Raw genomic sequence first — 20,448 nt, forward strand, 5'->3', positions numbered from 1 at the left:
GATGCCAGTCTGACAAAATCGGCGCCGATGTGGCGCGGCTGTTCGCCAACGGCCCCGCGGCGTCGAGTAAGTCGAATTCCGATTGAGATCGCGAAGTCCCGCGCGGGCTCAGGAAGGCGCCGTGGCGGTCCCGCTTCCTCCGAGCGCCTGATACAGCGCGACATAGGCTGTCAGCCGGTCGCTGTGCAGCTGGATCAACGCGAGGTCGACCGCGAGCAGCGCGCGCTGGGCGTCGATCTGTTCGAGATAGGGCGAATAGCCGGCGCGGTAGCGGTTGGTCGCATGGCGCAGCGCGTCGGCGACCGCGGCGCGCTGCGCGAGCAGCGCCTGTTCCTGCGCGCCGAGCCGGTCGATCACCGCCAGCTGGTCTTCGACCTCGCGAAACGCGGTCAGCACGGCGCGCCGATAGGCGAAAGCCGCCTGATCGCGCTGTGCGGTCGCGGCGTCGAACTGACCCTGCAATCGCCCGCCCTGGAACAGCGGCGCCAAAATGCTGCCGCCGATCGACCAGATGCTGACCGGATCGGGCAGGGCGGAGGAGATGACGGCGCCCGCCGATGCCGACAGCCGGACCTGCGGCAGAAATTGCGCGCGGGCGACGCGCAGATTGGCGTCGGTGGCGGCGAGCGCATATTCGGCCTGCGCGATGTCGGGACGGCGGCGGACGAGGTCGGACGGCAGCACATCGGGCACTGCCGGGCGCGTCAGCGCAGCGAAATCGCGCCCGCGTGCGATGGCGTGCGGCGTGTCGCCGACCAGCTGCGACAGGGCGTTCTCCTGCCGCGCGATCGCCGCCTCGATGGCCGGGATCTGCTGCTCGGCCGCGCGATATTCGGCTTCGGCCTGCCGCAGCTCGAGCTGCGACGTATAGCCCGCTTCGGCCCGGTCGCGCGCGATGCGCAGCGCCTCGGCGCGCGATGCCAGCGTCTGGCGCAGCAGCTCGTGCCGCTCATCGAGCGCGAGCAGGGTGATATAGCCGCTCGCGGTCGCGGCGCTGACCGACAGCACCGCCGCCTCGCGCGCCGCCGCGACGGCCGCGGCATTGGCGCCCGCCGCGTCGACCTGCGCGGCGTTGCGGCCGAACAGGTCGACCTCGTAAGCCGCCTGGAAAGCGGGTTGCGCGGCGAAGCTTTCGGTCGCCACACCGAACGGATTGAGGCTGCGCGATTCGGCGCCCGGGGCATTGACGCTCAGGGTCGGCATCAGCAGCGATCGCGCGACATGCTCCTGCGCCCGCGCTTCGGCGATGCGCGCGGCGGCGATCGCCAGGTCGGCATTGTTCGCGCGCGCCTGTTCGACCAGCGCCGCCAGCTGCGTATCGCCGAAGCCCGACCACCAGTCGCGCTCGCTTGTCGCCGTCGCCGGCATCGCGGTACGCCATCCGGCGGGAGGTGCGATGTTGCTCGCCTCGGGCCGCGGTGTCAGCGTGGGCATGCAGCCCGCGAGCAACAACGGCAGGAGCAGGACGGAGCGTGGGATACCCATCACTCGTCCCCGGTGTGCACGGTCGCGATCACCGACATGCCGGGGCCGAGGCGCGCGGCGAGCTTCTGGTCCTTGTCGATGCTGATGCGGACAGCGATGCGCTGCGGCACCTTGACGAAATTGCCCGATCCGGTGTCGGGCTTGATCACGCTGAATTCGCTGCCGGCCGCCGGCGCGACGCTTTCGACATGGCCCGAAAGCTTCGTGCCGCCCAGCGCGTCGACGCGCATCGTCGCGCGCTGTCCGACGCGAATCCTGGCGGTCTGCGCTTCCTTGAAGTTGGCGACGATCCAGTGGCGCTCGGGGACCAGATACATGAGCTGCGTGCCCGGGCTGACGAGCTGTCCGACGCGCACCGTCACTTCGCTGAGCTTGCCGTCGCGCGGGGCGCGGATCACGGTGTTTTCGAGGTCGATATCGGCCAGCCCGCGTGCTGCCTTCGCATTCTCGACCCCCGCCAGCAGTCCGCCGCGCCCAACTCCGACCGAGCGCAATTGTTCGAGCGCGATCTGGCGCTGCGCTTGGGCCTGGCGCACCGCGGCTTCGGCCTGGCGGAGCGCGGCGAGCGTCTGGTCGCGCTCGCGCAGCGACACCGACCCCGCGTCGACCAGTTCGCTGACCCGGCGCATGTCGGCCTGCGCGCGGGCAAGCTGCGCGCGGGCATTGGCGACTGATGCGTCCTGCAACTGGATCTGTGCCTCGGCCGAGCGGCGGCTCTGCTCGCTGTTGTCGAGCGACGCCGATTGCGCGGCGATGTTCGCGGCACCCTGCGCGACGCGCTGGCGATAGATGCGGTCGTCGATCCGCGCGAGCACCTCGCCCGCTTTCACACGCTGGAAATCCTGGACGAGCACCGCGGTGACATAGCCGCCGACCTGCGGCGCGATGATTGTCGTCTGGCCGCGGACATAGGCGTTGTCGGTCGTCTGGCTCGACGGTTTGAACGGCGGCAGCCCCCATGCATAGAGGATAGCGAGCGCACCGATCAGGATCAGCGCGCCGAACAGCATGATGCGGCCGCGCGAGCGGGGCGGCTTCCACCCTTCTTCGGTCGCGGCGGGTTCGGTCCCGGCCGGCGCGTCCACGGCCTCGACGGGCGGCGCGGGCGCGGGCGTTGCCGCCGCAGGGGCGGGCTTCGCAGCTTTGGCTGCCGCGGGTTCGCCACTCTTGTCTGGGTCTTCGTTCATTGGTTTCCCGCCCTCATTTTCTGAAGCGCTTCCAGTTCGGCCGCGAGTGGATTGAAGCCCCGCCGGCGATCATAGAGCCAGCGCACGAACATGACGGCAAAGGCGAGCGCCGACAATGCGCCGATCACGAAGAAGGTGTCGTTAAAGGCAAGGATCGTTGCCTCGCGCGCGGCTTCGCGCACGACCTGCGCACCCGCGCTCGCGCTTCGCAGCGCGGGATCGGTCATCGTGCCGGTCATCCCGGCCGCGAGACCCGCTATGCCTTGTGCGACATCGGGGTTGCCCGTCGACAGGCTCTGGCCGAGCGTCATCAGGTGCGCCTTGGTGCGCAATGTGTGGAACGCCGACAGCGCCGCGACCCCGGCGAGCCCGCCGAGCGTTTGCGACAGGCCGAAGACCGCGACGAAGCTGACGAGATAGGAAGGACCTTTGGTCAGCGCACGGAGCAGCCCCTCCATCAGCATCGGCCCCATGAAATAGACCGCGGCGAAGGCGATGGCGGCCTGCGAGAAATAGAGGTTCATCGGGCCGGTGCGCAGCCCCGAATGGGTGTCGAGGAAGGCGCCGATCGCGATGATCGCCAGCGAGACCAATGTCTGGCGGCGCAGATCGGTGGGGTTGAGCGTGACGATCGACAGCAGCGCCCCGGCGAACGTCGCGGCCGCCAGCACCGCATAATAGGGAACGAGCTGGTCGTTCACGAGGCCGATCGACGAGAGCAGCCCCGTCGCGCCGAAATTCTGTTCGGAGGTGAGGACGCGCACCAGCGCCCCGGTAGCCGCGAATTTCACAAGGTCGCGGCTGCCCATCCAGCGCGTCTGGAGCATTGGGTTCTTCCGGTTATGCTCGATCAGGAAGGCGGTCCCGATCAGTACGACCGACGCCGCGAGCGCACCGCCGAGCCACGGTGTCGACCACCATTGGATGCGCCCCTGCACCAGAAAGGCGCAAAGCAGCCCGACGCCCGTCGCGAGCATCGGAAAGGTCAGCAGGTCGAGCCTTTCGAACGAGCGGATCGTCTCGCCGGGCGGCAGGTGGAGGATGTTGACGAGCCCGAAGGCGACGAGCGACATCGCGAACTGCAGCACGAACAGGTTGGCGATGTCGCCATCGGCGAGCAGCAGCGGCGAGATCGCCCGCGCCAGCGGCACCGCGACCTGCGTCAAGCCGATCGCGAGCAGGAAGCCCGCGATGCGCTTTTCCTGCGGCAAGCCCTGCATCAGATAGAAGGCGGCGAGGGTGGTGAGGCCGCTCGCCGCGATCCCCGACACGCCGCGGGCGATCAGCTCCATCCGGTAGCCGGCGTCGAACAATTGCAGGAAATTGGCGAGCAGCAGCGCGAGCATCATCGCGCGGACGAAGCGCTGGATGCCGAATTGCTGGCGCGACTTGTAGAGCAGGATGCTCATGCACGCGTTGGTCATATTATAGGCGACGGTCACCCAGCCCGCGTCGACCGGGGTCAGGTCGAGATGCCCCTGCAAGGCGGTGAGATTGGCGATGAGCATCCCGTTCTGGAAACCACCGACGATCGCGAGGAACACGCCGATCAGGAAATAGGCGATCTTGCGCCGGACCGGATGGTCGGGCGAGGCGGGCGAACCCGGCATGAAGGGGCGTTCGTGCGGTTTGAACACATAGTCGCCGCCCTGAGCGGGAGAGGACGAGCGCGACTCAGTCATGACGATAGCGATAGACCCTCATCGCGCTGGTTTCGACCCGATTCGGTCGCGTCCGCCCAAGGTCAGGACCCGAGCCGCTCGGCGAGGAAGTCGATAAAGACGCGGACGCGCGCAGGCAGGGTCGAACCGCCGAGGAACAGGGCGTGAAAGGGCTCGATGTCGCCGGGGTTATGATCGGCGAGCAGTTCGACGAGCCGGCCGTCAGCGAGCGCGTCGGCGACGTTGAAGCGGCCGACGCGGGCGATGCCGACACCGTCGAGCGCAAGCTGAACGACGGTGTCGCCATTGTTCGCCTCGACTACCGGCTTGATCGGCAGGTCGAAGGCCTCGCCGGCGCGGATGAACGGCCACCAGGGCTGGCGTCGGCGGAAATTGAAGCCGATGCAGCGATGGGCGAGCAAATCCTCGGGCTTGGCGGGGATGCCGTGGCGCGCCAGATAGGTGGGCGAGGCGACGACGGTGCGGTCGCTTTCGCCCAGTCGCCGCGCGATCAGCGGGCTGTCGGGCAGCGGCCCGATGCGGATCGCGACGTCGGCGCGCTCCTCGATCAGGTCGATCACCGTGTCGGTCAGGCTGATATCGACGAGAATAGCGGGATAAAGATCGAGAAACTCGCCGAGCAGCGGGACGATGCGGGTGCGGCCGTAAGAGAGCGTGGTGCTGACGCGCAGCCGCCCGCGCGGCGCCGCCTGCTCGCCGATCGCCTGCTCGACTTCGGCCATGTCGGCGAGGATGCGGTGCGCGGCGTGATAATAGGCCTCGCCATCGGCGGTCATCGCGAGGGCGCGGGTCGAGCGGAGCAGCAGCCGGGCGCCGAGCCGCGCCTCGATGCGGTCGATCGTCCGGCTGACCGCCGATGGTGTCAGGCCGAGCAGGCGGCCGGCCGCCGAAAAGCTGCCCTTGTCGATCACCGCGGCAAAGACCTCCATGGCGCGGGCGCGGTCGCCGCCTTCGTCCATCTTTGCGTTCAAATCAAAAATCCTTCGCTTGAATTTCCTCTAATCGCGATGATGCTCCCGATCCATTTATGCGTTCAATTCGTAACCGAAAGGGTCGACGCATGAAACTCAATTTCCCGCTGCTGGCGCTCGCGACCGGTGCGTTCGGCATCGGTATCACCGAATTCGCCCCGATGGGGCTGCTGCCCGATATGGCCGACGGGCTGGGAGTTTCGATCCCCGCCGCCGGACTGCTCGTCTCGGCCTATGCGCTCGGGGTGATGCTCGGCGCGCCGCTGATGACGCTCACTACCGCGAAGATGAGGCGCCGTACCCTGCTCATCGCGTTGATGGGCATCTTCACGATCGGCAATTTCCTGTCGGCGATCGCGGGCGATTATGCGATGCTGATGGTGGCGCGGGTGATCACATCGCTCAACCACGGGGCGTTCTTCGGCGTCGGTTCGGTCGTCGCGGCGAGCATCGTCGCGCCCGAGAAGCGCGCGAGCGCGGTCGCGGCGATGTTCATGGGGCTGACGCTCGCCAATGTGATCGGCGTCCCGCTCGCGCCATGGATCGGCGAAAGCTTCGGCTGGCGCACCGCGTTCGGGGGGATCGCCGTCTGGGGGCTCGTCACCATGGCGGCGCTGTGGTTCGCGCTGCCCGACACACCGCAGGAAGAAGGCGGTAACATGCGCGCCGAACTCGGCGTATTCAAACGCCGCGCGGTGTTGGTCGCGCTGGCGCTGACCGCGATCGGTTCGGCGGCGATGTTCACTGTCTTCACCTATATCGCGCCGATCCTGAAGGACGCGACGGGCCTCGGCACGCTTCATATCACCGCAATGCTCGTCATCTATGGTCTCGGCCTGACGCTTGGCAACTGGCTCGGCGGAATCTTCGCCGACCGGTCGATCGACCGGACGCTGATCGTCTCGCTCGCCGCGCTCGCTGCGACGCTGCTGATCTTCGCTGGTGCGATGTTCCAGCCGCTTGCCGCCGCGATCACCATCTTGGCCTGGGGCGTCGCGACCTTTGCCATCGTCCCGCCGCTGCAGATGCGCGTGATGGAAGCGGCTTCGGACGCGCCGAATCTTGCCTCGGCGGTCAATATCGGTGCGTTCAACCTCGGCAATGCGATCGGCGCCGCGGTCGGCGGCGGGGTGATCGGGCTCGGCCTCGGCTTCCCTGCCGTATCGATGGCGGGCGCGCTGATGGCCGTTTCCGGGCTTGCCATCGTTTTGACATCTCGAAGGAAAATGAATGATGGCGCGGCGGTTGCGGTTTGAAGCGAGAGGCCGCGCGCCTCTCCCTTCAATCGAAAAAATCGATCAGAGGGCGAAGTATTTTCACTTTTCGCAATGCAGCATAAATGGCTAGAGGAGAGCTCCACACCAATCAGGAGCTCTCCATGTCCGTACTGAATACGACCATCAAGCCTTTCAACGCGACCGCCTATAAGGACGGCAAGTTCATAGACGTGAGCGACGAGAGCGTGAAGGGCAAATGGGCGGTTTTCTTCTTCTACCCGGCCGACTTCACTTTCGTCTGCCCGACCGAGCTCGAAGACCTCGCCGACATCTATCCGACGCTGCAGAAGATGGACGTCGAAGTCTATGCGGTGTCGACCGACACGCATTTCAGCCACAAGGCCTGGCACGACACCTCGCCGGCGATCGGCAAGATCAACTATTATATGGTCGGTGACCAGAACCATAGCATCTCGAACAATTTCGAGGTTCTGCGTCCGGGCGTCGGCCTCGCCGATCGCGGCACTTTCGTCCTCGACCCGCAGGGTGAAATCCAGCTGCTCGAAATCACCCCCGAGGGTGTGGGCCGCAACGCCGCCGAACTGCTCCGCAAGATCAAGGCGCTGCAGTACTGGGTCAGCCACCCGGGCGAAGTCTGCCCCGCGAAATGGGAAGAGGGCGCCGAAACGCTCGCTCCGTCGCTCGACCTCGTCGGCAAGATCTAAGTCATCATAATAAAAACCCGTTCGTCCTGAGGAGCCATTGAGCTCGTCGAAATGGCGTCTCGAAGGGCCTCGCGCCGCGCTGGCGTCCTTCGAGACAGCCCTTCGACAGGCTCAGGGCTTCCTCAGGACAAACGGTGACAAAATATCCCCTCCCGCAGGAGCTCTCCCCATGCTCGACGCCAATCTGAAGCAGCAGCTTCAAGGCCTCCTCACGAACCTTCGTGAACCGATCGAACTTATCTCGTCGCTCGGCGACGATGCCAAGTCGGACGAGCTGGCGGCGCTCCTCGACGACATCGCCGCGCTGTCGGACAAGGTCAGCGTGACCCGCGCCGACGACGACGCGCGCCGCCCGAGCTTCCTGATCCGCCGCGCCAGCGACGCCGACGTCGCCGTCCGCTTCGCCGGCATCCCGATGGGGCATGAATTCACTTCGCTCGTCCTTGCGCTGCTGCAGGTCGGCGGTCATCCGCCGAAGGTCGCGCCCGAGGTGCTCGAACAAGTGGCAGCGCTCGACGGCGACTATCATTTCGAAACCTATTTCTCGCTGTCGTGCCAGAATTGCCCTGACATCGTGCAGGCATTGAACCTGATGAGCGTCGTCAACCCGCGCATCACCCATAGCGCGATCGACGGCGGGCTGTTCCAGGCCGAGGTCGAGGAGCGCAAGATCATGGCGGTGCCGACGATCTTCCTCAATGGCGAGAATTTCGGCCAGGGCCGCATGGAGCTCGAACAGATCCTCGCGAAGCTCGACACCGGCGCCGAAGCCAAGGCGGCAGAGAAGATCGCCGCGAAGGATGCGTTCGACGTGCTCGTCGTCGGCGGCGGCCCTGCGGGCGCCGCGGCGGCCATCTATGCCGCGCGCAAGGGCATCCGCACCGGCATCGCCGCCGAACGCTTCGGCGGGCAGGTGCTCGACACCATGGGAATCGAGAATTTCATCTCGGTCCAGCACACCGAAGGCCCGAAGCTCGTCGCGCAGCTCGAGAGCCATGTGAAGGAATATGACGTCGACGTCATGAACCTCCAGCGCGCCGAAAAGCTGATCCCCGCGAAGGCAGAGGGCGGCCTGCACGAAGTGAAGCTGGCGAGCGGCGCGTCGGTGAAGGCGCGCACCGTCATCCTCTCGACCGGCGCCCGCTGGCGCCAGCTCGGCGTGCCGGGCGAGGATGCGTATCGCAACAAGGGCGTGGCCTATTGCCCGCATTGCGACGGCCCGCTCTACAAGGGCAAGCGGGTCGCGGTGGTCGGCGGCGGCAACAGCGGCGTCGAGGCGGCGATCGACCTTGCGGGCCTCGTCGCGCATGTGACCCTGATCGAATATGATAGCGAATTGCGCGCCGATGCGGTGCTGCAACGCAAGCTGGCCAGCCTGCCGAACGTCCGGATCATCACCTCGGCGCTGACCACCGAAATCCTCGGCGATGGCGAGAAGGTGACGGGCCTTGCCTATAAGGACCGTAACAAGGACGCGCCGCATCAGGTCGAACTCGAAGGCGTGTTCGTCCAGATCGGCCTCGTCCCCAACACCGAATGGCTGAAGGACAGCGTCACTTTGTCGCGCCACGGCGAGATCGAGGTCGACCATCGCGGCGAGACGAGCCAGGCGGGTATCTTCGCCGCAGGCGACTGCACGACCGTCCCCTACAAGCAGATCGTCATCGCGATGGGCGAAGGGTCGAAGGCGGCGCTGTCGGCGTTCGACTATATGATCCGCCTGCCGGCGGAAGCGGAGGCCGTCGCGGCCTGACGGACGTTTAAGCCGGCAGCGCCTGCCCGATCGCATCCAGGCAGGTTTGCAACCGCTCGACCTCTGCGGCGGTGAAGTGCAGCCCCAGCTTGCTGCGCCGCCACAGGATATCCTCGGTATGGTGCGCCCATTCGCGCGTCACCATCCAGCGCACCTCGGCGACCGACAGGCCATGCGCGATCTCGCCGCCGAGTGCGTCCCAATTGTCCGCCTCGCCGAGCCAGTGGCGTGCATCGGTGCCATAGGCCTTGACGATGCGGTCGACCGTCGCGGCGGTCAGGAAGGGGTGGGCGAGCCTGTAATCCGCCTTCAGCGCCGCGGCGCCGTCGGTCGGGAAATCGCCGCCGGGCAGCGGCGCCCTTGCCGTCCAGCGCTTTCCATTGAGGGCCGAGACATGCCCTGCAAGTTCGTCGACCGCATGTTCGGCGACATGGCGATAGCTGGTGATCTTGCCGCCATAAATGGTGAGCAAAGGCGCCCCCTCCGCCATGTCGAGGTCGATGCGATAGCCGCGCGTCGCCGCCTCGGGGCGCCCCGACCCGTCCTCGATCAGTGGCCGCACGCCCGAATAGGTCCAGACGACGTCGGCGGGGGTGACGGGCTCGCGAAAATACAAGCTCGCGCCTTCGCAGAGATAGGCGATCTCGTCGGCGCTCGCATGTACGCCGTCGAGCGGGCCTTCATGGTCGAGGTCGGTCGTCCCGATCAGCGTGAAGTCGCGTTCATAGGGGATGGCGAAAAAGATGCGGCCGTCGGGGAGCTGGAAGAAATAGGCGAACGCATGCTCGAACTGCTTGCCCACGACGATATGCGACCCGCGCACCAGCCGCATCTTATAGTCGGGCGGTGCCGAGGCGCGCGCGAGCAGGTCGAGCACCGCGGGGCCCGCAGCGTTGACGAGGCTTTTGCCGGTAAAGCGATAGTTGTGGCCGTGATCGTCGCGCGCCTCGACCACCCATAGGCCATCCTCGACGCGCATCATCTCGGCGCGCGTGTGTGTCCGGACGCGCGCGCCCTTGTCGGCGGCGTCGCGCGCGTTGAGCAGCACGAGCCGCGCATCGTCGACCCATCCGTCCGAATATTCGAATGCGTGTCGATATTGCGGCTGGAGCGGCGCCCCGGCTTCATGGCGTTTCAGGTCGATCGATCGCGTCGCGGGCAGCTTTTTGCGGCCGCCGATATGATCGTAGAGGAAGAGGCCGAGCCGCAGCAGCCAGCGGGGGCGGAGGCCCTTGCGATAGGGCAGGACGAACCGCAGCGGCCGGATGATGTGCGGCGCGATGCCCCACAGCACTTCGCGTTCCTTCAGCGCTTCGCGGACGAGACCGAATTCATAATGTTCGAGATAGCGCAGCCCGCCGTGGATCAGCTTGGTCGATGCCGAACTGGTGCCCCGCGCGAGGTCGCCCGCTTCGAGCAGCAGCACGCGCGCCCCGCGCCCCGCCGCATCGCGCGCGACGCCGGCGCCGTTGACGCCGCCGCCGACGACGATGACATCATAGGGGAGGGGGCTGTCAGCCATCATTCATTCCTATGGCAGCGTTGTCGGATTTGCCAAGGGCCGACATCGTATGCGGCTTACGTATGCGCGTTGCATTCGTTTCGGCTATCCCCCAATTCTCTGGCCTGATCCGAAGGGAATATCTGTGAGCGTGAAAGTCGAAACATTGGTGCTGTTCGGCGCGACCGGCGACCTCGCGCAGCGCATGCTATTTCCCTCACTCTATAATCTCCACCTCGACGGACTGCTTGCCGATGCGCTGACGATCATCGGGTCGGGGCGGTCGCGGATGGACCGCGCCGCCTTTCATGCGCAGGTCCGCGAAGCGCTGGCCGAACATCTGCCCGCCGACCGCATCGACGAAGCGGCGGTCGCCGCCTTCCTGGACCGGATCGACTATTGTCCGGTCGATGCCGGTGCCGGCACCGGATATGACGATCTCGCCGCGCTGCTCGGCGACCGGATGGGGCGGGCGATCGGCGTCTATCTTTCCACCCCGCCATCGATGTTCGGACCGATTGCCCAGGGGCTGAACGCGGCGGGCATCGCCTGCGCTGATTGCCGGATCGCGATGGAAAAGCCGATCGGCCACGACCTTGCCTCGTCGCGCGAGGTCAACGAACAGGTCGGCAGCGCCTTTGCCGAGGACCGCGTATTCCGCATCGACCATTATCTCGGCAAGGAAACGGTGCAGAATCTGCTCGCGCTGCGCTTTGCCAATATGTTGTTCGAACCGCTGTGGAATGCGCAGGCGATCGACCATATCCAGATCACCGTCGCCGAAACGGTCGGCCTCGAAGGCCGGGTTTCCTATTATGACGGCGTCGGCGCATTGAAGGATATGGTCCAGAATCATATGCTTCAGCTGCTTGCGATCATCGCGATGGAGCCGCCCGCGAGCGTCTCGTCGACCGCGGTTCGCGACGAAAAGGTCAAGCTGCTCCGCTCGCTGCGCAAGATGGATGCCGCCGACGTCAAGGCGCACAGCGTCAAGGGTCAGTATAGCAGCGGCGCGGTAAACGGCGAGGCGGTAGCCGGCTATGCCGATGAGCTCGGCCAACCGTCGAACACCGAAACCTTCGTTGCGATCAAGGCATTCATCGACAATTGGCGTTGGAAAGGCGTGCCTTTCTACCTGCGCACCGGCAAGCGGATGCCGCAGCGCCAGTCGGAGGTGCTGATCCAGTTCAAGCCGGTGCCGCACAATATTTTCGCGGGTGTCGGTGCGGGCCAGCTCGACGCGAACAGCATGATCATCAATTTGCAGCCCGAAGAGAATATCCGGGTCAAGGTGATGGCGAAGCAGCCAGGGCTCGACCGCGACGGCGTGAAGCTGAAAGAAGTGACGATGGACGTCTCGCTCTCGCACAGCTTTGCCGGCGAACGGCGGCGGATCGCCTATGAGCGGCTGTTGCTCGATTTCATCGAGGGCGATCAGACGCTGTTCGTCCGCCGCGACGAGGTCGAGGCGCAATGGCAGTGGATCGATTCGATCCGCGACGCATGGGCGGCGGTCGATATGGCGCCGCAAACCTACACAGCGGGCAGCTGGGGGCCGTCGAGCGCGATCGCGCTGATCGAACGCGACGGGGCGAGCTGGCATGATTAGAATAAATGCACGTCGCCCCCGCGAAGGAGTGAAGGGTCGGTTTGTCCCCCGGACAACCCTGGACATGCCGGGGGCATGTCCACCCTTAACTGGTCGTAGCCGGCCTTGCACAATGCTGCCAGCGGCCCCCGCCTTCGCGGGGGCGACGGGAAATATTGATGACTGATCTCCACCCCACCATCGCCGCGGTCACCGACCGCATCGTCGCGCGCAGCGCGCCGCGCCGCGCCGCCTATCTCGACCTGATGGAACGCCAGCGCGACGCCGGCACCAACCGCGGGAACCTGTCGTGCGGCAACCTCGCGCACGGTTTCGCGGCGTCGGGCGACGACAAACCGGTGATCCGCACCGGCGCGGCGATGAACATCGGCATTGTCACCAGCTACAACGACATGCTGTCGGCGCATCAGCCCTATGGCCGCTATCCCGAACAGATCAAACTTTTCGCGCGCGAGGTCGGGGCGACGGCGCAGGTCGCCGGCGGCGTTCCCGCGATGTGCGATGGCGTGACGCAGGGCCAGGCCGGCATGGACCTGTCCTTGTTCAGCCGCGACAATATCGCGCAGGGCACCGCGATCGCGCTCAGCCACGCGATGTTCGAAGGCGTGGCTCTGCTCGGCATCTGCGACAAGATCGTCCCCGGCCTGTTGATCGGGGCACTGCGTTTCGGCCATCTGCCGCAGATCCTTGTCCCCGCCGGACCGATGCCCTCGGGCCTCGCGAACAAGGAAAAGCAGCGCGTCCGCCAGCTTTACGCCGAGGGCAAGGTCGGGCGCGACGAACTGCTCGAGGCCGAGGCGGCGAGCTATCATGGCGCGGGCACCTGTACCTTCTATGGCACCGCGAACAGCAACCAGATGATGATGGAGCTGATGGGGCTGCATATCCCCGGCAGCGCCTTCGTTAACCCGGGTACCAAGTTGCGGCAGGAACTGACGCGCGCCGCGACGCACCGGCTGACGCGCATCGGCTGGGACGGCGACGATTACCGCCCGTTGGCGCGCTGCATCGACGAAAAGGCGATCGTCAACGCGGCGATCGGCCTGCTCGCGACCGGCGGCTCGACCAACCACGCGATCCATCTGCCCGCGATCGCGCGCGCGGCGGGGATCGTCATCGACTGGCAGGACTTCGACGAGCTCAGCCATGCGGTGCCGCTGCTCGCGCGCGTCTATCCGAACGGCGCGGGCGACGTGAACAATTTCCACGCCGCGGGCGGGATCGGCTTTGTGGTGCGCGAGTTGCTCGACGCGGGGCTGCTGCATGGCGACCTGCTGACCGTCGGCGGGACGATGGCCGATTATGCCGGCGAAGCCGTGCTGGTCGACGACGAGCTCCACTGGCAGGCCGCGCCCGCGACAAGCCGCGACGACAATATGCTGCGCCCGGTCGCGGCGCCCTTTTCGCCCGACGGCGGCATGCGCCTGCTCGCAGGCAACCTCGGCCGCGCGATCATCAAGACCAGCGCGGTCGCCGAGGATCGCTGGACGATCGAGGCGCCGTGCCGGATCTTTGACGACCAGAATCAGGTGCTGACCGCATTCAAGGCGGGCGAGCTCGAGCGTGACGTCGTCGTCGTCGTCCGCTTTCAGGGACCGCGCGCGAACGGCATGCCCGAATTGCACAAGCTGACGCCGGCCTTGGGCGTGCTGCAGGACAAGGGCTATCGCGTCGCGCTGCTCACCGATGGGCGCATGTCGGGCGCGAGCGGCAAGGTGCCCGCGGTGATCCATTTGTCGCCCGAAGCCTTGCCCGGCCCCGAAGGGGTCAGCGGTCCGCTTGCCTACCTCAAGGACGGCGACCTCGTCCGCGTGTGCGCGGTGAAGGGGGAGGTCATGGCGCTCGTCGAAGAAGCCGAATGGTCCGCGCGGACGCCAGCTATCGCACCGCCCCCGGCGCTCGGTGTCGGGCGCGAGCTGTTCGCGCTGTTCCGTCATCACGCCGACGAAGCCGAAAAGGGCGGGTCGGCGATGCTGGCGGCGATGGAAGCGGTCATCTGATTTCCGTCATCCCGGCGAAGGCCGGATCTCGACGGCAGTGCAAAACGCAAACGATGAGATCCCGGCCTTCGCCGGGATGACGAGAAAGAGAAGCGAGTAATGAGCGACCATAGCATCGACCGGATCATGCGCCTCGCGCCCGTCATCCCGGTGATCGTCATCGACCGCGTCGAAGATGCGGTGCCGATGGCCGGGGCGCTCGTCGCGGGCGGGCTCAAGGTGCTTGAGGTGACCATGCGTACCCCAGCTGCGCTCGATGCGATCAGGGCGATGAAGGCGGTACCGGGCGCGGTCGTGGGTGCGGGGACGGTGCTCAACCCCGTCATGCTGAATGCAGCGATCGACGCGGGTGCCGAATTCATCGTCTCGCCGGGTCTCACCGACAGCCTTGGCGAAGCGGCGGTGGCGAGTGGTATCCCCTTCCTTCCCGGCATCGCCAATGCGGGCGATATCATGCGGGGATTGGACCTCGGCCTTGAACGCTTCAAATTCTTCCCGGCGGCGACGAGCGGCGGCATCCCCGCACTGAAGGCGCTCGCGGGCCCCTTCGGCCGGGCGCGCTTCTGCCCCACCGGCGGGATCAGCGCCGCGACCGCACCCGAATGGCTCGCGCTCGAAGCGGTACTCTGTGTCGGCGGCAGCTGGGTCGTCCCGGCGGGGCCGCTCGATCCGGTGCGGATCGAGGCTTTGGCCCGCGAAGCGTCTGCGCTTTCGGGCCATTGATAAACCCCATCTTTACTGCCATCGTGCACGGGAAAGGCGGTAATATAGCCGCTGGTGGGGAGGGTGCGCGTGCCGAGGCCGCAACCGCATTTGGAAGAAGTGCTCGCGTCCGAACCCGGACCGCATATCGCCGCGCTGTTCGATTTCGACGGGACGATCATCTCGGGCTATTCGGCGACCGCGATGCTGCGCGAGAAATTCCAGCGCCGCGAAATGTCGGTCGAGGAAATCGCCGAGACCGCGCAGGTCGTCGCGCAGCATAGCCTTGGCCAGCTCGGCTTTTCGGGGCTGATGTCGGCCGCCGCCAAATTCATGAAGGGCGTCGAGGAGGAAAGCTTCATCGCGTTCGGCGAGGAACTCTACAAGAAGCATATCGCGCGGAAAATCTATCCCGAGACGCGCGCGATCATCGAGGCGCATCAGGCGAAGGGGCACCGCGTCGCGATCATCTCGTCGGCGACGATCTACCAGATCGAACCGACCGCGCGCGACCTTGGCATCACCGACATCAAATGCTCGGCCTATGAGATCGAGGACGGCGTCTTTACCGGTGACATCATCCGGCCGCTGTGTTTCGGCGAGGGCAAGGTACTCGCCGCCGAGGAACTGGCCGCGGAGTACGGCCTCGATCTCGACCAGAGCTTTTTCTATTCGGACAGCGACGACGATATCGAATTGCTCGAACGCGTCGGCAAACCGCGCCCGCTCAATCCGAATATGAAGCTGAAAGGCATTGCCGACGAGCGCAACTGGCCGGTGCAGCGTTTCGCGAGCCGCGGCACGCCGTCGTGGATCGACTATACGCGCACCATCTATGCCACCGGCTCGCTGGTCGGCGCCTTCGCGGCAGGGCTGCCGATCTGGGCGCTGACCCGCTCGCAGCGCGAGGCGGCTAATTTCTCGATCGGGCTGTTCGGCGACTTCGCGACCGCGATCACCGGGGTCGAACTGGAGGTCGAGGACGAGCGCCACCTGTGGTCGTCGCGCCCCTGCGTCTTCATCTTCAATCATCAGAGCAAGGCGGATGTGATGATCCTCGCCAAGCTCATCCGCCGCGACATGGGCGGGGTGGGGAAGAAGGAAATCCGCGACATCCCCATCCTCGGCAAGCTGATGGAATGGGGCGGCACCGTCTTCGTCGACCGCGCCGACGGCAAGAGCGCAATCAAGGCGATGGAGCCGCTGGTCGACGCGATCCGCGAAGAAGGCAAGTCGATCTGCATCTCGCCCGAGGGCACGCGCAGCCTGACCCCCAAGCTCGAACCCTTCAAGAAGGGCGCCTTCCACCTTGCGATGCAGGCGGGCGTCCCGATCGTCCCGATCGTCATTCACAACGCGACCGACGTCGCGCCGAAGAACGAGTTCGTGATGCGCCCGGCAACGGTACGCGTTACCGTGCTGCCGCCGGTCGACACCTCGAAATGGAGCGTCCGGACGATGAACAGTCACGTCCGCGACGTCCGCAACATGTTCCTGCGTACGCTCGGGCAAGCGGAGGAAAGCGCCGCGGAATCGGTGGCGACCGAAGCCGCTCCGCCTCAAAATGGCGGCGAAAAGCCGGCGCCAAAGAAGGCCAGCGCGAAGAAGCCGCCGGCAAAAAAGAAACCGCCTGCAAAGAAGGTTGCGACCCGCAAGGGAAGGGCTGGCTAGCCGGTGGCCGACGGAACGCCCCGCACTTCGATCATGGCGGAGGATGCGGCCGACCGGCTCTATATCATCGACGCGCGCAACCGGGTCGAGCGGCGCATTTTGCTCGACTGGATCCACGCCACCTCGGGTGACCGCGAGCCCGAATGGGCCAGCCTGTCGATCGCCGATGGCGACCATGCGCTCCATCTCGACACGCTGAAGGCGCGGCTCGCTGGCGCGTCCGGCCGGCAGGTCGTGCCGCTGCGCGTCGCGTGGCGCATCCCCAATTTCGAACGCGACCGCGCGCTTAAATTCCGTCACCTGATCTTCGGCGACCCACGCCAGCCGGGACCGCTACGCTCGCAGTTCATTCTGTGGCGCGACCGCCGCCGGGCGCAGATTCTCGTCGGCGAGGCGGCGACGCAATCGGTGCTCAAGACGCGCTTTCTGGCGCAGACGGGCGGCGGCGACGGCAGCGAGGACGGCGGCGCCGAATATGCGGGTTTCGTCGCGCGGCAGGCGGGGCTCGCGCTCGACGTCGCCGAACGCGGCATCAGGGGCAGCCGCTACAAGGTGCCGCGCTTCGTCGCCGATGGCCTGCGCACCAGCCCGAAATTCCGCGCCGCGCTCGCCGAGCTTTCCGAAGCGGTCGGCCGCCCGGTCGGCGATCTGTACCGCGAGGCGCGGCCGCTGATGAAGGAGGTCATCGCGCGGCCGAGTGCGCTCTTCCTCGATCTTCGCGCCAAGCTCGACCGTATGATGTTCGGCGGCTACGCGCCCGAAATGGAGGCCGATGCCGCCGAGATCGCGAAGCTTCGGTCGGTCCTGCGCGAGCATCCGACGTGCATCCTCTTCACCCACAAGACCTATATCGACGGCGCGACCCCCAGCCGGCTGACTTATGACAACGACATGCCGATGCTGCACCTTTTCGGCGGCGCCAATCTCGATTTCGCGGTGATGGGCGAGTTTTTCCGCCGCTCGGGCATGATCTTCGTCCGCCGCAGCTTCCAGGACCAGCCGGTCTACAAGATCGTGCTGCGTCATTATATCGCCTGGCTGCTCGCGAAGCGTTTCCCGCTGTCGTGGGCGTTCGAGGGGACGCGCTCGCGGCTGGGCAAGCTGATGCCGCCCAAATACGGTCTGATGAAATATGTCCTCGATGCGGCGCATGCGACGGGTACGCAGGGCGTCCATTTCGTCCCCTTCGTCACCAGTTTCGACCTGATCCGCGATGTCGAGGAATATGCAGCCGAACAGACGGGACGGTCGAAGAAGCCCGAGAGCCTGAGCTGGTTCCTCGGCTATATGAAGAGCCTGCGCGAACCCTCGGGTCGCATCCGCCTCGATATCGGCGAGCCCGTGGTGATCGACGAAGCGCCCGGCCCCGACGACAAGCGCGCGCTCGAAAAAATCGCCTTCGCTGTCGCGGTCGAGGCGAACCGCGTGACCCCGCTCACCGTCACCTCGGTGATGTGCCTGATCCTGCTCGGCACCGCGCCGCGCGGGGTCACCGCGACCGAATTGCTCGCGACGATCGCCGCGGTCACCGACTGGGCGCGGGCACGCGGCATCCGCCTCAGCAAGGAACTCGAAAGCAGCGACGATGCCGCGCTGTCGGCGACGGTCGACACGCTCGTCGCGAGCGGGCTGCTCACCCGCTACGAAGCGGGCAGCGAGACTATCTATTCGATCGACCCCGCCAAGCATCCGATGGCGAGCTATTACCGCAATATCATCGTCCATCATTTCCTCGATCGTGCGATGATCGAAATTGCATTGTTCGAACTCCGCGATGCCGACAGCAAGGATGCGACCGCGGCCTTCTGGGCGAAGATCGACCGCCTGCGTGACCTGTTCAAATTCGAATTTTTCTACCCGCCGCGGGGCGAGCATATGGCCGCGCTGCAGGCCGAGCTCGAACGGATCGATCCGGTGTGGGACCGCCGCCTCGCGAGCGGCGATCGCGGCGTTGCCCAGCTCATCCGCCGCTGCCAGCCGCTCGTCGGCCACGCGATCCTGCTGCCCTTCGCCGAGGCCTATTCGGTCGTCGCCGACCTTGCGGCACGCGCGCGTCCCGGAGACGAAATTGACGAAAAAGCGCTGGAGGCGGCGGCACTCGTCGAGGGCAAACAGGCCTACCTCCTCCGCCGGATCAGCAGCGAGGCGGCGATCGGCAAATTGCTGTTCGCCAACGGCTTGTCGCTGATGCGGCATATGGGGATGGCGGGGACCGCGACCCCCGACAGCCTGAACGCTCGCCGCGCCTTGCTCGTGGAACTGCGCGGGCTCGCCAACGTCATGGAATCGATGCGCCTCGCCACGCTGGCGCTCGCCGACCGGTTGCCGCCATCAGGAGGATAGGATGCTCAAACAGCTCAGCGCGCAGGACGCCCAGTTCCTCTACACCCAGACCGCGAACAACCTGACGCACATCATGGGGGTCTATATCTATGACCCCTCGACCGCGCCCGGCGGCTTCGTGCGCTTCAAGGATATCATCCGCCACGTCGAAGGCCGCGTCGACACCTCGCCGTTGTTCAAGCGCCGTCTCCACCGCCTGCCGTTCGACGTCGATCATCCCTATTGGGTCGAGGACGAGCATTTCGATATCGAAGCGCATATGAGCCATGCGCGGTTGCCCGAACCCGGCGACTGGCGGCAGTTCACAATCGCGGTCGCGCGCTATTTCTCGAAGCCGATGGATATGAACCGGCCGCTCTGGGACATTTATATCATCGAGGGGCTCGACCGGATCGAGGGCATCCCCAAGGGCAGCTTCGCGATGCTCCACCGCGTCCATCATGCCGCGGTCGACGGCGCGTCGGGCGCACATGCCTTCATCGCGATGAGCGACATCGACGCGAAGGGTACGCCGGCGATTCCCGAACCGCCGCCGCTCGAAAATCTCGGTAAGGCGCCGTCGAGCGCCGAGGTCGTCACCCGCGCCTGGTCGGCGTCGATGCAGTCGCCGGTCAAGTTCATGAATGCGCTTCTGAAAATGTCGCCCGCGCTCGTCTCCGCGGCGCGCAAGACGATGATAACCGAGGGCGGGATGACCGCGGGCGTTCCCGAAACGCGCTTCAACGTGCCCGTCGGGCCGCACAAGATGTTCGACGCCACCACCGTCGCGCTCGCCGATGTCGCGGAGATCCGCAAGAAGGTGCCCGGCGCGACGGTCAACGATGTGGTGATCACCACGGTCGGCGGCGCGCTGCGCAAATATCTCGCGAAGCATAAGGAGTTGCCGAAGGAGAGCCTCGTCGCGGTCGCGCCGATCAATTTGCGCGGCAAGGGCGGGAAAGCCGCAACCCCTGGCAATCAGGTGTCGGCGATGAGCGTCCCGGTGCGCAGCGATATCGCCGATCCGCTCGAACGGCTCGCTGCGATCCGCGACTATACGGTCGAGGCGAAGGAGGCGAAGGCTGGGGTCAGCGCGCGGATCATGACCGACCTGTCGCAGCATATCCCCGGCGCGACGATGGCGGCCGTGGCGCGGATCGTCACCAGCGAGCGTTTCGCGGTGCGCGGCACCAACCTGTTTATCTCGAACGTCCCCGGCGCGCAGGTGCCGCTCTATCTGGCGGGCGCGCAACTGGTGCAGCAGCACGGGATGGCGCCGCTCGCGAACAATATGGGGCTGTTCGTCGCGACGCCCAGCTACAACGGCCGCATCGCCTTTTCGATCATCTCCGAACGCGCGGTGATGCCCGACATCGCCTTTTTCCGTACCTGCATCGAAGAAAGTTTCGCCGACCTGATGGCGGCGGTCCCGAAGGCCGCTGCCAAGCCCAAGGTCAAGCCGAAAGCGGCGGCGAAGGGAAAGAAACGGCCCCCTTCTTCGTCACCCCGGACTTGATCCGGGGTCCCGCTCAGCACCGTCGATCAGCGGGACCCCGGATCAAGTCCGGGGTGACGACAGTGGGGGAAGCGATGTCAAAACAGTTGCCAAAGGCAACGCAACCC

General features: G+C 66.0%; 14 protein-coding genes. 9 read left to right on the forward strand and 5 right to left on the reverse strand.

The window, feature by feature from the left end; translation table 11 throughout:
• Positions 1 to 108: 108 nt before the first annotated feature.
• From FHR22_RS14030 to FHR22_RS14045, 4 genes are all read right to left on the reverse strand, one after another.
• Entirely contained in the window at positions 109 to 1,485 is a 1,377-nt protein-coding gene (locus FHR22_RS14030) for an efflux transporter outer membrane subunit (RefSeq protein WP_208417702.1), read from the reverse strand.
• A complete protein-coding gene (locus tag FHR22_RS14035) occupies positions 1,485 to 2,672 on the reverse strand; it encodes an HlyD family secretion protein (protein WP_166943820.1) in 1,188 nt (395 codons plus the stop codon). The genes FHR22_RS14030 and FHR22_RS14035 overlap by 1 nt, the downstream gene beginning before the upstream one ends.
• Complete coding sequence (locus FHR22_RS14040; protein ID WP_166943822.1) at positions 2,669 to 4,354, reverse strand: MFS transporter; 1,686 nt, start codon at positions 4,352 to 4,354, stop codon at positions 2,669 to 2,671. The genes FHR22_RS14035 and FHR22_RS14040 overlap by 4 nt, the downstream gene beginning before the upstream one ends.
• A 62-nt stretch (positions 4,355 to 4,416) precedes the next feature.
• The gene (locus FHR22_RS14045) at positions 4,417 to 5,325 is read right to left on the reverse strand and encodes a LysR family transcriptional regulator (RefSeq protein WP_208417703.1); all 909 of its coding nucleotides are present in this window, start codon (positions 5,323 to 5,325) and stop codon (positions 4,417 to 4,419) included.
• Positions 5,326 to 5,414: 89 nt separating this feature from the next.
• Between FHR22_RS14045 and FHR22_RS14050 the strand changes: the two genes are divergently transcribed.
• The 3 genes from FHR22_RS14050 to ahpF all read left to right on the forward strand — a co-directional run bounded on the left by FHR22_RS14050 (position 5,415) and on the right by ahpF (position 9,020).
• Positions 5,415 to 6,581: an MFS transporter gene (locus FHR22_RS14050; RefSeq protein WP_166943824.1), complete on the forward strand. Its 1,167-nt coding sequence runs from the start codon at positions 5,415 to 5,417 to the stop codon at positions 6,579 to 6,581.
• A 122-nt stretch (positions 6,582 to 6,703) separates the two neighbouring features.
• Complete coding sequence (ahpC, locus tag FHR22_RS14055; protein ID WP_166943826.1) at positions 6,704 to 7,267, forward strand: alkyl hydroperoxide reductase subunit C; 564 nt, start codon at positions 6,704 to 6,706, stop codon at positions 7,265 to 7,267.
• A gap of 169 nt (positions 7,268 to 7,436) precedes the next feature.
• Positions 7,437 to 9,020 carry an alkyl hydroperoxide reductase subunit F gene (gene ahpF / locus FHR22_RS14060; protein WP_166943829.1) on the forward strand — a complete coding sequence of 528 codons (1,584 nt, stop codon included), beginning with the start codon at positions 7,437 to 7,439 and terminating at the stop codon, positions 9,018 to 9,020.
• Positions 9,021 to 9,027: 7 nt separating this feature from the next.
• Here ahpF and glpD read toward each other — a convergent pair whose 3' ends face one another.
• Positions 9,028 to 10,542 (reverse strand): glycerol-3-phosphate dehydrogenase, encoded by a 1,515-nt coding sequence (gene glpD, locus FHR22_RS14065; RefSeq protein ID WP_166943831.1) that lies wholly within the window; start codon positions 10,540 to 10,542, stop codon positions 9,028 to 9,030.
• A 124-nt stretch (positions 10,543 to 10,666) separates the two neighbouring features.
• On the opposite strand from glpD, the gene zwf reads away from it, so the two are divergent.
• The 6 genes from zwf (at position 10,667) to FHR22_RS14095 (ending at position 20,341) form a co-directional block, all read left to right on the forward strand.
• The gene (gene zwf / locus FHR22_RS14070; protein ID WP_166943833.1) at positions 10,667 to 12,130 is read left to right on the forward strand and encodes a glucose-6-phosphate dehydrogenase; all 1,464 of its coding nucleotides are present in this window, start codon (positions 10,667 to 10,669) and stop codon (positions 12,128 to 12,130) included.
• A 158-nt stretch (positions 12,131 to 12,288) separates the two neighbouring features.
• Positions 12,289 to 14,130, forward strand: a complete 1,842-nt coding sequence (gene edd, locus FHR22_RS14075; RefSeq protein ID WP_166943835.1) for a phosphogluconate dehydratase — start codon at positions 12,289 to 12,291, stop codon at positions 14,128 to 14,130.
• A gap of 99 nt (positions 14,131 to 14,229) precedes the next feature.
• The gene (gene eda, locus FHR22_RS14080; RefSeq protein WP_166943836.1) at positions 14,230 to 14,853 is read left to right on the forward strand and encodes a bifunctional 4-hydroxy-2-oxoglutarate aldolase/2-dehydro-3-deoxy-phosphogluconate aldolase; all 624 of its coding nucleotides are present in this window, start codon (positions 14,230 to 14,232) and stop codon (positions 14,851 to 14,853) included.
• A 69-nt stretch (positions 14,854 to 14,922) separates the two neighbouring features.
• On the forward strand, positions 14,923 to 16,503 hold the full coding sequence (locus FHR22_RS14085; protein WP_341786625.1) for an HAD-IB family hydrolase: 1,581 nt from the start codon (positions 14,923 to 14,925) through the stop codon (positions 16,501 to 16,503).
• Between the two features lie 3 nt (positions 16,504 to 16,506).
• Complete coding sequence (locus FHR22_RS14090; RefSeq protein ID WP_166943838.1) at positions 16,507 to 18,846, forward strand: glycerol-3-phosphate 1-O-acyltransferase; 2,340 nt, start codon at positions 16,507 to 16,509, stop codon at positions 18,844 to 18,846.
• A 1-nt stretch (position 18,847) separates the two neighbouring features.
• Entirely contained in the window at positions 18,848 to 20,341 is a 1,494-nt protein-coding gene (locus FHR22_RS14095; protein ID WP_166943839.1) for a wax ester/triacylglycerol synthase family O-acyltransferase, read from the forward strand.
• The last annotated feature ends 107 nt before the right edge of the window (positions 20,342 to 20,448 follow it).

Origin of the sequence: Sphingopyxis panaciterrae, from assembly GCF_011762125.1 — a bacterium.
In the GTDB taxonomy this organism is placed as follows: domain Bacteria; phylum Pseudomonadota; class Alphaproteobacteria; order Sphingomonadales; family Sphingomonadaceae; genus Sphingopyxis; species Sphingopyxis panaciterrae.

Excerpts from the sequence above, each read along its gene's own strand:
- FHR22_RS14040 (WP_166943822.1), bottom strand. The coding sequence starts at position 4,354 with ATGACTGAGTCGCGCTCGTCCTCTCCCGCTCAGGGCGGCGACTATGTG.
- FHR22_RS14030 (WP_208417702.1), bottom strand. The coding sequence starts at position 1,485 with ATGGGTATCCCACGCTCCGTCCTGCTCCTGCCGTTGTTGCTCGCGGGC.
- FHR22_RS14050 (WP_166943824.1), top strand. The coding sequence starts at position 5,415 with ATGAAACTCAATTTCCCGCTGCTGGCGCTCGCGACCGGTGCGTTCGGC.
- eda (WP_166943836.1), top strand. The coding sequence starts at position 14,230 with ATGAGCGACCATAGCATCGACCGGATCATGCGCCTCGCGCCCGTCATC.
- ahpC (WP_166943826.1), top strand. The coding sequence starts at position 6,704 with ATGTCCGTACTGAATACGACCATCAAGCCTTTCAACGCGACCGCCTAT.
- glpD (WP_166943831.1), bottom strand. The coding sequence starts at position 10,542 with ATGGCTGACAGCCCCCTCCCCTATGATGTCATCGTCGTCGGCGGCGGC.
- FHR22_RS14035 (WP_166943820.1), bottom strand. The coding sequence starts at position 2,672 with ATGAACGAAGACCCAGACAAGAGTGGCGAACCCGCGGCAGCCAAAGCT.
- edd (WP_166943835.1), top strand. The coding sequence starts at position 12,289 with ATGACTGATCTCCACCCCACCATCGCCGCGGTCACCGACCGCATCGTC.
- ahpF (WP_166943829.1), top strand. The coding sequence starts at position 7,437 with ATGCTCGACGCCAATCTGAAGCAGCAGCTTCAAGGCCTCCTCACGAAC.
- FHR22_RS14095 (WP_166943839.1), top strand. The coding sequence starts at position 18,848 with ATGCTCAAACAGCTCAGCGCGCAGGACGCCCAGTTCCTCTACACCCAG.